The organism is Acinetobacter sp. YH12106, from assembly GCF_013418995.1.
GTDB lineage: Bacteria > Pseudomonadota > Gammaproteobacteria > Pseudomonadales > Moraxellaceae > Acinetobacter > Acinetobacter pseudolwoffii.
In genome coordinates this window covers 26305-40065 of the sequence record NZ_VPAV01000017.1, presented here as the reverse complement: position 1 = coordinate 40065, position 13761 = coordinate 26305, and the positions used below count along the sequence as shown (strand labels likewise).

The 13761-nt window shown below is 43.7% G+C and carries 15 protein-coding genes and 1 tRNA gene; 2 read left to right on the top strand and 14 right to left on the bottom strand.

The annotated features are described in order from the left end of the window. Nucleotides 1–204: 204 nt before the first annotated feature. Nucleotides 205–280 (top strand) — tRNA-Asn (locus tag FTU45_RS11605). 90 nt (nucleotides 281–370) lie between these two features. On the opposite strand, the gene FTU45_RS11600 is transcribed toward FTU45_RS11605, so the two are convergent. The 12 genes from FTU45_RS11600 to FTU45_RS11545 form a co-directional block, all read right to left on the bottom strand. Then, entirely contained in the window at nucleotides 371–1204 is an 834-nt protein-coding gene (locus FTU45_RS11600) for a DUF4198 domain-containing protein (protein ID WP_180076429.1), read from the bottom strand. Between the two features lie 136 nt (nucleotides 1205–1340). Further along, on the bottom strand, nucleotides 1341–1994 hold the full coding sequence (locus FTU45_RS11595) for a tRNA-(ms[2]io[6]A)-hydroxylase (protein ID WP_159138194.1): 654 nt from the start codon (nucleotides 1992–1994) through the stop codon (nucleotides 1341–1343). Nucleotides 1995–2007: 13 nt separating this feature from the next. After that, the gene (gene pdxJ / locus FTU45_RS11590) at nucleotides 2008–2733 is read right to left on the bottom strand and encodes a pyridoxine 5'-phosphate synthase (protein ID WP_159516068.1); all 726 of its coding nucleotides are present in this window, start codon (nucleotides 2731–2733) and stop codon (nucleotides 2008–2010) included. 13 nt (nucleotides 2734–2746) lie between these two features. Continuing rightward, nucleotides 2747–3457 (bottom strand): DNA repair protein RecO, encoded by a 711-nt coding sequence (locus tag FTU45_RS11585; protein WP_180076428.1) that lies wholly within the window; start codon nucleotides 3455–3457, stop codon nucleotides 2747–2749. 11 nt (nucleotides 3458–3468) lie between these two features. After that, nucleotides 3469–3663: an NF038104 family lipoprotein gene (locus tag FTU45_RS11580; RefSeq protein WP_005097547.1), complete on the bottom strand. Its 195-nt coding sequence runs from the start codon at nucleotides 3661–3663 to the stop codon at nucleotides 3469–3471. 37 nt (nucleotides 3664–3700) lie between these two features. Further along, complete coding sequence (gene era / locus FTU45_RS11575; RefSeq protein ID WP_005097549.1) at nucleotides 3701–4729, bottom strand: GTPase Era; 1029 nt, start codon at nucleotides 4727–4729, stop codon at nucleotides 3701–3703. Next, nucleotides 4729–5427 (bottom strand): ribonuclease III, encoded by a 699-nt coding sequence (gene rnc / locus FTU45_RS11570; RefSeq protein ID WP_005097550.1) that lies wholly within the window; start codon nucleotides 5425–5427, stop codon nucleotides 4729–4731. Before rnc ends, era begins: the two co-directional genes overlap by 1 nt. Beyond that, complete coding sequence (locus FTU45_RS11565; RefSeq protein ID WP_100329039.1) at nucleotides 5399–5770, bottom strand: DUF4845 domain-containing protein; 372 nt, start codon at nucleotides 5768–5770, stop codon at nucleotides 5399–5401. Before FTU45_RS11565 ends, rnc begins: the two co-directional genes overlap by 29 nt. 24 nt (nucleotides 5771–5794) lie before the next feature. Further along, entirely contained in the window at nucleotides 5795–6622 is an 828-nt protein-coding gene (lepB, locus tag FTU45_RS11560) for a signal peptidase I (RefSeq protein WP_005097555.1), read from the bottom strand. Between the two features lie 20 nt (nucleotides 6623–6642). Continuing rightward, nucleotides 6643–8460: a translation elongation factor 4 gene (gene lepA / locus FTU45_RS11555; RefSeq protein WP_005097556.1), complete on the bottom strand. Its 1818-nt coding sequence runs from the start codon at nucleotides 8458–8460 to the stop codon at nucleotides 6643–6645. A 249-nt stretch (nucleotides 8461–8709) separates the two neighbouring features. After that, complete coding sequence (locus FTU45_RS11550; RefSeq protein WP_035337975.1) at nucleotides 8710–9165, bottom strand: thioesterase family protein; 456 nt, start codon at nucleotides 9163–9165, stop codon at nucleotides 8710–8712. A 127-nt stretch (nucleotides 9166–9292) separates the two neighbouring features. After that, nucleotides 9293–10675, bottom strand: coding sequence for a Do family serine endopeptidase (locus tag FTU45_RS11545; protein ID WP_005097559.1), 1383 nt, complete (start codon nucleotides 10673–10675; stop codon nucleotides 9293–9295). Nucleotides 10676–10911: 236 nt separating this feature from the next. Here FTU45_RS11545 and nadB point away from each other — a divergent pair, with 236 nt between their 5' ends. Beyond that, nucleotides 10912–12540 carry an L-aspartate oxidase gene (nadB, locus tag FTU45_RS11540; protein WP_005097560.1) on the top strand — a complete coding sequence of 543 codons (1629 nt, stop codon included), beginning with the start codon at nucleotides 10912–10914 and terminating at the stop codon, nucleotides 12538–12540. A gap of 108 nt (nucleotides 12541–12648) precedes the next feature. Here nadB and FTU45_RS11535 read toward each other — a convergent pair whose 3' ends face one another. Together FTU45_RS11535 and tmk are read right to left on the bottom strand one after the other, a co-directional pair. Then, nucleotides 12649–13065: a PaaI family thioesterase gene (locus FTU45_RS11535; RefSeq protein WP_005097561.1), complete on the bottom strand. Its 417-nt coding sequence runs from the start codon at nucleotides 13063–13065 to the stop codon at nucleotides 12649–12651. A gap of 84 nt (nucleotides 13066–13149) precedes the next feature. Then, on the bottom strand, nucleotides 13150–13761 hold the full coding sequence (gene tmk / locus FTU45_RS11530) for a dTMP kinase (RefSeq protein ID WP_074383333.1): 612 nt from the start codon (nucleotides 13759–13761) through the stop codon (nucleotides 13150–13152).

The window sequence follows — 13761 nt, the reverse complement described above, 5'->3', positions numbered from 1 at the left end:
GCAAGTAGGTTTAAATCCACACTGTTTGACCATTTGGTCAAACGACTTTATGGTTTTAATCTAGCAAGTGAAATTTATTCTGACAAGTATTTTTCGTAAAATTTATGCAATTGTCTAAATTAAAAACAGACAGGCTGAATTTGTTATAAATATGACAGTTTTTGCTTGACCCCTGTCAAAATCCCTCTATAATCGCTTTCAGATTCTCCAATAGCTCAGTCGGTAGAGCGACGGACTGTTAATCCGCAGGTCCCTGGTTCGAGCCCAGGTTGGAGAGCCAAATACTAAAAAGCCCACTCATAACGAAGTGGGCTTTTTTTCGTTTAATATTTTATAAAACAAGCCTGAATGATTTCAGGCTCGTTTTGGCTTAATCCATTACATTAAAAGCCAAGGTATATTTATAACGCTTTAAATCATTCTTTTTTATTTCGAAAGGCTGCTGATAATCAATTTTCATTAAGTACTGGCCTTTTTCCTGCATATTAAAGTTGAGTAACCCTTGCGCATCTGTTGTGAGCGCTTTATAGATTTTTTTATCACGACTAAAATCTGTCGTTTGTGCCAAAATCTCAACGTTTAAATTCGCAACTCCTTTTTTATCATCCAGTACTTTCAATTGAATCGCTTGAGATTTTTTAAATGCATTTGGATGCGTGATAAATTGAACATCAAAGCCAGCATGGATATGCTGAATGACCTGATTCGACGTCACACGCCGTGAGACAAAGGTTTCAATAATATCGATAGTCTTCACAGTTTTCTGTGGCATGTTTTTCTTCAGCGCTTGCTGATAAATCACATTTTGATTGGCGGCTTGATTGGCTTTTGGAACAGCACTTAGAACCATTTTCCATTTTTGAGCAACCTGTGCATACTTTAGGCTATTCCCCTGTTTCTCGCCACGAATCCGATAGGTACCCTCTTGTTTATTTTCCAGACTATAACTACTTAGGGTTTGTGTTTTGGTCCATGCATCATCTGCAAGATAAATCTTTTGGCCTGTAGGCGTATGATAATGAAACTTAAAGTTTTTAATCGCCACTTCCGAGGCAAATGGATTGTCATAAAAGCCAGATACAATCGCAGTGTGATTGTTAAAAGTTTGATAACTTAGTGGGGCAACATAAGGATAGTGTGCAAAGGCTGTACTGCTGATCACTCCAAAGATCAAAAAAGGCATGACTTTTACCAGCTTATTCATTATTTCATCATCGTTATTAAGAAATCTGCTGTATTTTATGGATTAAGTCTGTAGATGTAAATAATTCTCATTTATATATTTGCTCTGGATATAAAAAATCCCCCATGAACGGAGGATTTTTAAATGTTCACTGCAATTAAGCCGCTTGAGCCGGAACACCGCTATGGAAACGGAAAGTGTCATCTGGTGTCAGAATCAGCTGCTTTTCAACGTTACGAATATGATCAATCCGGCTTTGAATATCCTCTTGCGGATTTTTCAATTTTGCCGTGGTCGCCACATCCATCGCCAAAGCCAGATAGTCCTCAAAGTGACGAGATTCAGACTTAAGTAAGTAACGGTAATAACGTGCCAACTCATCATCCACACGCGAAGCCAGCGCGTAGAAACGCTCACAAGAGCGTGCTTCCACAAAAGCACCAATCACCAAGACATCAATCAAGGCTTCAGGTTCAAAAGTCCGGATTTCTTTGCGCAAGCCACCGGCATAACGCCCTGCACTCAAATTCTGCCAGGCCTGACCGCGCTTGTTCATCAGTTCAAGCACTTGTTCATAATGCAGCATTTCTTCACGCACTAACTGCGCAAGCTTCACCTGTAAATCGACAAAGTAACTATAGCGAAACATCAGGTTCATGGCCGTGCTGGCTGCTTTTTTCTCACAATTAGCATGATCTTGCATCAAGATTTCAAGATTTTCGACTGCCACATTCAGCCATGCCTTGGGCGTTTCACACCCCAGGAAAGCAATCACCGGCTGCATCAGTTCATCATAATTAATATTTGACATAACGATTCTGATCTTAACGTGCTGACTTAATCACAGCTTTCATTTGCTGAACAGCTTGTGCCAGACCTACAAATACAGCATCTGCAATTAATGAGTGGCCAATATTAAGTTCATGAATTTGTGGAATCGCCGCAATTGGCGTTACATTATCGAGGTTTAAACCATGACCGGCATTCACTACCAGACCTTTCGATGCGGCATATTCAGCGCCTTTAATAATGCGCTCAAGCTCAGTCTGCTGGGCTTCAGGCGTTTCTGCATCGGCATAAGCACCGGTATGAATCTCGATAGTCGGTGCACCACAAGCAACTGCTGCATCAATTTGGGCAAAGTCGGCATCAATAAACAAAGACACATCACAACCAATCGCCGCCAGTTCTTGCGTAGCTGCTTTGACTGATTCGAAATGGGTCACCACATCCAGACCACCTTCAGTGGTGACTTCCTGACGTTTTTCAGGGACAAAACAGACATGATGCGGTTTAATTTCCTTGGCAAAAGCGACCATCTCATCTGTTACCGCCAGCTCGAGGTTCATACGGGTTTTCAGTGCAGGACGCATACGACGCACATCTTCATCCTGAATGTGACGACGGTCTTCACGCAAGTGCAAGGTAATGCCCTCTGCCCCGGCCTGCTCACAGATCAATGCAGCATTGACTGGGTCTGGGTACGTTGTACCACGTGCTTGTCTTAATGTTGCGACATGGTCAATATTGACACCAAGTAATGCAGCCATAATCTTTTCCTAACTACGTTTGAGATTGAGAGTTTTGAATCCAGAGTTGCCGACTTTTTAATGGCCGATCACCCAATAAGGCCGTGATCACCTGTCGATACAGTTTCGTCAACAATTGTAACTGTTCCGGATTAAAATCCCCACCATTTTCATGATCTAGCATACTTAAAATCTGCTGACCTGACATGGTAGAGCGTAATGCTTTGGCCGATGGCATAAAACCGGCATTGAGCTGAAAATAATAGTGTTGTAGCGGATCAATCTGCGCCTGATTGGCATCTAGGGAAAAATCCAGACCATAACCGAGTTCTTCCAGCAAGATATGTTCAAATTGCCGCAAAATCTGTTTTAAGTATAAATTGGGATTAGATTGTTCTGATAATTGCTGCAATGCAGTTAATGTCTCTGCATATTTGGCAAAGGTTTGCGGCATTTCCACTTCTAGGGGGCACAAACGCAACAGGACTTCATTCAGATAAAAGCCTGAAAAAAAGGCATCGCCAAAAAAGAAAATCGGCTGATTGACAATTTCCAGCTTGGTAAAGTTTTTGAGTTCTGATTTTCCGGTGGCTTGCAAACTGATGGGCTGATATTGCGGCGGCGGTGTTTGCCGGAGAATGCCATCCATACGACCGTATTCCTGAGTAAATAAATGCACAATATGGCTGCGCTCACGGTACTTACGATGATGAATCAAATAACCATGCAGTACTTCGTTACGCATAAGCGGACACTTTAATCCTTATCTTTTTTTGATTTTTTATCATCGTCGTCATCTCCATCCGGGATGACTGCGCCCACAACAGCCGCAGTGCCTTTGACTGCGACTTTTGTGGTTTTATAAGCCACCTTGACAGGAACCGTGACCACTTTATGGATACAGCCTTGCAAGAATAAAACACATGCAAGCACTGCCAACACTTTCATCATCACGAAATTCCTTAAAGGGGCTTATTAATTTTATAACTTAGATATCGCTATAACCTAAGCTTTTCAATGCACGTTCATCATCAGACCAGCCGCCTTTGACTTTCACCCAAAGGGTCAGCATGATTTTCTGTTCGAACATTTTTTCCATGTCGAGACGTGCATCCATACCGATTTTTTTCAGCTTAACGCCTTTCTCACCAATCACAATGGCTTTTTGGCTTGGACGATCGACAAAAATCGTAGCATCAATATAGGTACAGGCCGGCTTCATACGACCAGTCTTTTCATTCATCACTGGCTGTTCAGTTTTGAATGATTCAATCTGCACGGTTAAATCATATGGCAGTTCTTCACCCAGCTGACGCATGATCTTTTCACGAATAATTTCAGAAGCCAGGAAACGCTCTGAACGGTCAGTTAGTTGATCCAGGGAGTACAATGGCGGCTGGAACGGCAGATACTTGGCAATCGTGTCACGTAAATGCTCAAGATTGGCACCACGAAGTGCAGAAACAGGTACGATTTCCGCAAAGTTCATCAGCTTTTCGCGCTCACGAATCAGTGGTAAAGCTTCGTTCTTGTTCTCAAAAGTATCTAATTTGTTGATCACCAGAATCACCGGCATTTCAGCATTTTTCAGCTTTTCCAGTACCAGATCATCATTCGGCGTCCACTTCTGTGCATCCACCACAAACAAAACCAGATTCACATCACGTAAAGCCGAATGGGCAGCACGGTTCATCATTTTATTGATGGCACGTACTTCCTTTTTATGCATCCCCGGCGTATCCACGAATACCGCCTGAGACTTTTCACGCGAATCAATCCCGACAATTTTATGCCGTGTAGTTTGCGGTTTACGTGAGGTAATTGAGAGTTTCTGACCCAAAATATGGTTCATTAAGGTAGATTTACCCACATTCGGGCGACCTACAATAGCGACAAAACCACTGCGATAATCCGACGGAATTTCGGTGCCTTGTGCGCTAAAAAATTGATTTACCAGGTCGTGACTGTCGCTTTGCGACTCGTGATCAGCATCAATGTGATCGGAATGAGTAGTCATTAAGACTTATGCTCCAAAAGTTTTAAAATATCTGCCGCAACGGCTTGTTCAGCAAAACGTCGGCTGGCGCCTTCACCCTGCATGGTCGGTAATCCCTCAATCTCACATTCCACTTTAAAATGCTGATTAGGGGCATCACCTTGAATATCTACAACCTCGTAAACTGGGAGAGGTTTCTTACGTGCTTGTAGATACTCTTGTAAACGTGATTTAGGGTCTTTAAGCTGATCGGTCGGCTCAATATGATCCAAATACGGTTCATACCATTTTAACACAATCGGCTCTAACACAGTGAGATCAGCGCAATCCACATAGATTGCGCCAATAATGGCTTCTACAGTATCTGCCAGTATAGACTCGCGATGATGACCGCCAGATTTCAATTCACCGGTACTGAGAATTAAACTCTGACTGAGTTTTAAATCATTGGCGATTTTCCCCAATGCTTCCTGTCGAACCAAGGTGGCACGCATACGCGTCAGCCGGCCTTCGTTTTCGCTTGGGTAGGCAGTGAAGAGATAATTCGCAATGATCATCCCTAAAAGAGAATCGCCTAGAAATTCTAGGCGTTCATAGTTTTGTTTATGACTGACTGAACGATGGGTCAGTGCCAGCTTGAGCAGTTCAGCTTGTTTAAACTGATAACCGATCCGTCTGGCAAGACGCTCATCATTGAGTTTTGACTGCGCTTTGATCAAAATTTTTCTCAAACTTCATCACTAAATCGATATTCATTATGAAATTTTTACGAATTTCATAATTCTTGTGTACCTGCAAACCATCGGTATGGGTAACTTTGGCAATTTCATCAAACTTCAGATCGCGAATATTATTCATTGATAAACGCTGATTCATCTGCTGACGGAATTTTTCTGGTGTTATATTGGCTGGCGCACTTTTTAACAGCGCCTCAATCTCACCATCGACCATACGATCATCAAAGTAGGGTCCCCACACTGCAATCGCTACTTTGGCTAGAAATGCAAACCCCACGATTGCAAATAAAATCCCAATATACGAAGCACCTTGTTGATGTCTCATTTTTTATTTTCCTGATTGAAACAATTAATCGATTGTCCCGTTGCGACCAAACGATGGCAATTTAAAGCCAGGTTCTTTATGCATCCAGATATAGAATGCACGACCTGTTAAGTTTTCTTCCGGAACAAGCCCCCAGAAACGGCTGTCAGCACTCTGATCGCGATTATCCCCCATCGCAAAGTAATGACCTTCTGGCACCTTTACTTCCCAATATAAACCATTTTCACTTGAATATTTACCATTTTCCACAAAGTTAATATAAGGCGCCTGACGTGCGACATTAACCCCTTCCAGCTCACGCATGGTAAAGCTATGCTGACCTAAAGTTTCTTTATGATAAATGGCATTGGGTGTATCCAGACGATCTTTTTCACGGCTAAATTCCACTGGAACTTTCGCTACTTGTTCACCATTGATGCTCAACTGACCATGATCATAGACAATATGATCACCGGGTAAACCAATAATACGCTTGATATAACTAATGGTCGGTTGTGGTGGATAACGGAATACTGCCACATCGCCACGCTCTGGACTGCCAGTATCAATAATTTTAGTGTTGACCATAGGCAGTTTCACGCCATAGTCAAATTTATTCACCAGAATAAAGTCCCCAGTTTCCAGGGTTGGCACCATTGAATCCGATGGAATATTAAACGGTTCAAACAAGAACGAACGCAGCACCAGTACAATCGTCAGTACTGGCCAAAAGTCATAAGCCCAGGTAATGATAAAATTTTCATTGCCCTTGCCGCGAGTTTGTCTTTGTTTCAGGACAAACTTGTCAAGCAACCACAGTGCGACAAAAAACAGCGTCGCAGGAACAAGAATCAAATTAAAATCAAAATCCATGGGCTTATATCCTTATTCTTCTAGCGTTCGACTTTTAACACAGCGAGGAACGCTTCTTGCGGGATTTCGACACTACCCACCTGCTTCATGCGTTTCTTACCTTCTTTCTGTTTAGACAGAAGTTTTTTCTTACGTGACACGTCACCACCATAACATTTGGCCAATACGTTTTTACGCATGGCTTTTACAGTAGAACGTGCAATGATTTGCGCACCAATTGCCGCCTGAATTGCCACATCAAACATTTGACGCGGAATCAGGTCTTTCATTTTTTCCACCAGCGCAATGCCACGATGACGCGCGTCGTTACGGTGACAGATCATTGCCAGAGCATCGACTTTTTCACCATTGATCAGTACATCCACTTTTACCAATGAAGAACTTTCAAAACGGACAAAGTTATAGTCGAGGGATGCAAAACCACGTGAACAAGACTTCAATTTATCGAAGAAATCCATGACCACTTCTGCCATTGGAATTTCAAAAGTAATCGACACCTGATTGCCGAGGAATTTCATGTCTTTTTGTATGCCACGGCGCTCGATACACAAGGTCATGACATTACCCAGATATTCTTGCGGTACTAAAATATGACATTCGGCAATCGGTTCACGTAAATCTTCTACGGTTGAACCATCCGGCATTTTAGACGGGCTGTCGATATAAATCGTCTGGCCATTTTTCATCACCGCTTCATAAATTACGGTGGGCGCAGAAGAAATCAGATCAAGATCATACTCGCGTTCTAAACGCTCTTGTACAATCTCCATGTGTAGCATGCCCAAGAAGCCACAGCGGAAACCAAAACCAAGTGCATCCGAACTTTCCGGTTCAAAGAACAAGGCCGAGTCATTAATTTGCAGTTTATGCAAAGCTTCACGAAACGGTTCAAAGTCACTGGCATCAATCGGGAATAAACCGGCATAAACCTGCGGTTTTACTTTTTTAAAGCCCGGTAGGGTTGCAACTTCAGGTGTGGTTGCCAAGGTAATGGTATCACCCACCGGCGCACCGAAAATATCTTTAATACCGGCAATCACGAAGCCGACTTCGCCTGCTTCCAACATGCCTGTTTCAGTATGTTTCGGGTTAAAGATCCCCACAGAAGTAATGATGTGCGTTTGACCTGTTGATTTCATCAACATCTTGTCGCCTTTACGCACACGACCCTGCTTTACACGTACCAGAGAAACTACCCCAAGGTAGTTGTCAAACCATGAATCTACAATCAGCGCTTGCAACGGCGCTTCGCGATCACCCACAGGTGCCGGAATCACATTCACCAGGGTTTCTAAAACATTTTCAATGCCCAGACCGGTTTTGGCTGAACATGTCGGTGCTTCTGTCGCTTCAATGCCGATAATTTCTTCAATCTCGTGAATCACACGCTCAGGTTCAGCTTGCGGCAAATCGATCTTGTTCAGTACGGGCAGTACTTCCAGACCTTGCTCAATCGCGGTATAGCAGTTGGCGACAGACTGTGCTTCCACACCTTGCGCCGCATCAACGACTAATAAAGCACCTTCACAGGCTGCGAGCGAGCGCGACACTTCATACGAGAAGTCAACGTGTCCCGGCGTATCAATAAAGTTCAGCTGATAAACTTCACCATTTGGATGGGTATAGTTTAGCGTCACCGAAGTGGCTTTAATGGTAATCCCACGTTCGCGCTCAAGCTCCATAGAATCGAGGACTTGAGCCTGCATTTCACGATCTTGCAAACCACCACAGGTCTGAATAAAGCGATCTGCGAGGGTCGATTTACCGTGGTCAATATGCGCAATAATCGAGAAGTTACGAATGTTTTTAATATCAACAGATTTTTTAGCTTGCGCCATGGGTTACCTTGAGAAAAAACGCGCTATGTAATTTAAAAATATTACATAACAAAAGCCGAATAGAAATTGCGAAGGATTATAGCAGAATGGTGATCTAGAAAAAGAATTATATTTTTGGCTTTGTCCACTCTGCCAAAATACCTGTCCAGCGATCTCAAGCTCAATCACTGCAATGAAAATTTGAAAATCACACCATGTTTTTGCTAAACCTGATTGAAATATCTAACTCTGTGCCAAAGAAGTGAGCGCTTATTGATCTAGATACACTATTGAAAAATCATAAGGATTGATCTGATCAGAAAGAGGTTGATAGGCTTGGGTAAAGGTAGGCGACATGCGTTTAGGAAGCCCAGTGGCCATTTCAATACAGGCCCACTGCGTACTACCTGTAAATAACAGGTTTTGATCCTGTGGTCGATAAAATGCATATTGGCGAAATGAATACAGTGCATTGATATCGTTCAACCAGGTTCGCAAAATAATTTCATCGCCCTCGAAAGCAGCCTTGCGATATTGCACCTGATGCTCAACTGCCACCATGGCATGTTTCAGTTCCACATATTCCTTTAACCCCAATCCCAATTTTTCAATATGGGCTGTGGCGACCTCCTGCATCCACTGTACATAGACCACATTATTGACATGGCCCAAGCCATCGATATGTTCAGCTTGCACCTTTAACGCAAGATCAAAAATAGCTGTCACTTTTCTCTTATCCTTTCCATTATTTTCAACTGAATAGAGTCTACCGAATTTATAGGCTGGGTAAATTGCAAATAATAAAAAACCGCCCATCAAAAGCGGTTTTTTATATTTAAAAATCTGAATAGAATTAGATACGCATTCCGACAATCGCACGCTGCCCTTGGCGCATGAGCGTAACGCGTGCCACATTGCCCTTCTTCAACTCAGAAACTTCTTGTACAAATTGCTCTGCGTTCAATACTGCCTTGTTATTAATATGCGTCACCACATCGTTTGGCATGATACGCGCCTGTGCGGCAATGCCACCTGAACGAACATCCTGAATCATGACCCCGCCTTTGATCTCCAGTCGATCCTTTTCTAGCGAACTTAAATCACGAATAGCCACACCAATTACAGGTCCTTTGCTCGGCTGCGCCTGTGCTCCGGCTTTTGCAGGGGTATCATCCGGTGCGGTACTTAAGGTTGCTGAAATATTACGGCGCTTATCATCACGTAAAACCTCCAGCTGTACCTGTTGCTGAGGTGCAGTACGGTTGAGATAGTTTAATAATTCACTGGTGCGTGAAATCGCAGTGCCATTATATTTTAAAATCACGTCGCTGACACGTAGACCGGCACGTGCAGCGGGTGAATTTGGTGCAACCTGAGTAATTAAGGAGCCTTCGGGCTTAGAAAGGTTGTAGGACTCTGCCAGATTACGGTCGATATCCTGCAAGCTGACCCCCAGATAGGAACGGGTCACTTTACCATTCTTTTTCAGCTGCTCTGCCACTTCCATGGCCACATCAATCGGAATCGAGAAGGAGAGCCCCATATAACCGCCGGTTCCACTGAAGATCCGCGAGTTCACCCCGACCACTTCACCATGCTGGTTAAATAAAGGCCCACCAGAGTTACCCGGATTGAGGGCCACGTCTGTCTGGATAAAAGGCACTGCTGTTTCACCCATCATGTTGCGCATTTTGGCACTGACGATTCCGGCAGAGGCCGAATAATCAAAACCAAATGGCGAACCAATCGCAAGCACAGGCTCACCGACACGTAAGCGGCCTACATCCCCGGTACGCAATTCTGGAAAATTCGAACCTGTGACCTTAAGTAAAGCTACGTCGGTACGTGCATCACTTCCCACCACAGTAGCATCAATTTCACGGCGATCATTCAGGGTAATGGTGACTTTAGATGCATCCTCAACCACATGATGGTTGGTCAGCAGATAGCCATCTTTACTAATAAAAAATGCACTGCCATAGCCGGTTTTTTCCTGTGGCATGCGCTGCTGCGGGATAATCACCTGATTGCCAAAGAAGCGACGCAGAATTTCCGGAACTTGTTGTTGTAAGAGTTCTTCTTCGCTCATTTTTTTCACGACATTGACACTGACCACGGCAGGACTGACCTGCTCGACCAGATTTGAAAAATCAACCGGTGTGACAGCCTGCAACTGTGCAGCACTCATGGTCAGGGTCGCTGCAAATAATCCTTTTTTTAAGTCTAGAATTTTCATATAAATTATTCACTCAAATTGTTGATAAATTTATGTAAATAGGTTTTATCACAAACATTGTAAAGTTTAAGTAATAATATGTTTCAATGCTTCAATCTGGACAATATCTCATTATTAAAACACTAAGTTAAGGCTTTGATTAATTTTTTTCATTAATAAATGAGCGTTTCAACGCTTGCCTTTTGCACAAAAAAGCGCTGTTATTACCAAACTTTTTTTAAAATTAGCTGATGGACATGTCTAATTCATCCCTTACCCATCAATTTGACGTCATTATTGTGGGCAGTGGCGGTGCCGGTTTAAGTTTAGCCTTATCGCTCCCGGACCATTTTAATATTGCAGTTTTAGCGAAATCCACCCTGACAGATGCCAGCACCTTTTATGCGCAAGGTGGTGTTGCTGCAGTACTCGATGAAATGGATTCGATTGAACAGCATATTGATGACACCATGATTGCAGGTGCACAGCTATGTGAAATGGACGCAGTCAAACAGACGGTAGAAGGGGGCAAACCATCAGTTGACTTTCTGCTAAAACACGGTGTGCAATTTACTCTGGATGAACAGGAACAGTTGCATCTCACCCGTGAAGGCGGCCATTCACAGCGCCGGATTATTCATGCTGCCGATGCCACAGGTCGTGCAATTTCGACTACTTTGGTACAACGCGCCCAAGAAAAATCAAATATCACTATTTTTGAAAATTATATTGCGATTGATCTGATCTGTTCACATAAACTTGGCCTAGACGGTGAAAACCGCGCGCTAGGTTTATATGTGCTGGATGAAAAAAATGAAAAAGTACATACTTTTTTAGCGCCCTTTACCGCCCTTGCCTGTGGCGGTGCAATGAAAGCCTATCTTTATACGTCAAATCCAGATATTGCCACGGGTGACGGCATTGCCATGGCCTATCGTGCCGGCTGCCGGGTGGCTAACATGGAATTTAACCAGTTCCATCCGACCTGTCTCTATCATCCACAAGCGCGCTCCTTCCTGATCACTGAAGCTATGCGTGGCGAAGGGGCTTATCTGCGTCTGCCCGATGGCGAACGCTTTATGCTGCGTTTTGACGAGCGCGCCGAACTTGCACCACGCGATATTGTCGCACGCGCAATCGACTATGAAATTAAGCGCTTGGGTATTCGGCATGTCTGGCTAGATATTACCCATAAGGATGAAAGCTTTGTTAGAGAACATTTTCCTACGCTTTATGCCCGCCTGCTGGAACTGGGTATTGATATCACCAAAGATATGATTCCAGTGGTACCTGCAGCCCATTACACCTGTGGTGGCGTTGTGGTCGATGAACATAGCCAGACTGATATCGCAGGTCTATATGCAATTGGGGAAACCTCTTATACTGGTCTGCACGGTGCTAACCGAATGGCCAGTAACTCACTTTTAGAATGCTTTGTGTATGGCATGAGTGCAGCCAAGCATATCGAATCTCATTTCAATGCTGACTATGCCTTTCCGCCCGTACCCATCTGGGATGACTCACAGGTAACCAATCCGGATGAAGATGTGGTGATTCTGCAAAACTGGGATGAGCTACGTCAGACCATGTGGAACTATGTCGGTATTGTGCGCAGCACCAAACGTCTGGAACGTGCCTTGCATCGTATTGAAATGCTGAAAAAAGAAATCACCGAGTATTACCAAGATTATCAGGTCAGCAAAAACCTGATCGAGCTTCGCAATCTGGTGCTGGTCTCAGAAATGATTGTGCGCTGTGCCATGCAGCGTAAAGAATCTCGTGGCCTGCATTTCACGCTGGACTATCCGGAATTATTGCCTGAATTACGCAAGACCATTCTAAATCCGGTGAATTTTGAAGTAGAAACACCCTTGGTCAATATTTAGATTATTGGGGAGATATGATTTTTAAATCATATCTCCCTGTCTTTTAGCGCTCACCTACTTAATTAAGCTTAGGCTATTTATATCACTGAACTTCTATTCTTCAGGTGTTTAGTGTTGAGGTGGAATGGCATAAGTCGCAGTAACATGCGCCACTGGCTCATCAAGGTCTACTGAATAAATCCAGACTTCCCCGACAATCAGAACTTTACCGACTTTAATAAGCTTGCACTCTCCTCGCAAATCCGTGCCACCTGAAGGTTTACGGAGAAAATTGATATTCAGATTGGTGGTGACAGCCAAACCCACCAGGCCAATTTCGCCCAGAATAGCGACATATAAGGCAAGATCGGCCAAGGTCATCATGGTTGGGCCAGAAACAGTACCACCCGGACGCAACTCTTGTGCGCTAACCTGATACAGCAAAGTTGCGCCGCGTGGAACAACGGCTTCGATCCTACATTTTTCTAGGCTTTGTGGAAATTCTTGTTGTAAAAATTGTTGGATTTCGGTTTTGGTCGTTTTCATCTTATTAAAAAAATCTTCTATATTGCCTTCAATATAGAAGATTTTTCACACATTTACCTAGTGAAAATTAAAATAAACAGGATTTCAATTTAAACCAGACTTCAAATAACTTAAAGCCTGCTCGAATACCTGCTCCGGTGTACGGGTTGCATCCAGACGTTTGATCCGTTCCGGATGACGCTGCCACAACGTTTCATAGCCGGCTCTTACTTTCTCAAAGAAAGTGACTTTCTCTTGTTCAAAGCGATCCAGTGCGCCACGCGCGCGTGCCCGGTTCATTCCCAGTTCAATCGGTGCTTCTAACCAGAAGGTGATGTCCGGCATACGTGCCACAAAGTGATCATTTAATAACTGCAGCTTTGTTTCACTGAGTCCACGACCTGCACATTGATAGGCAAAGCTGGCATCAGTAAAACGGTCACAGAGTACAATTTTTCCGGCTGCTAAGGCTGGCAGAATGACTTGTGCCAAATGCTGGGCACGCGCCGCATACATCAATAGTAATTCGGTATCATGCGCCATCGCTTCTTCATGATTCACAGCCAGAAGTAGTGCTCGGATCTGCTCGGCCATCGGCGTACCACCCGGCTCGCGCGTAAGCATCACATCTTTGCCTTGGGCCATAAAATCGTCATAGATCGAACGAATGAGTGTGGTTTTACCTACACCTTCTGTGCCTTCAAAGCTAATAAACAT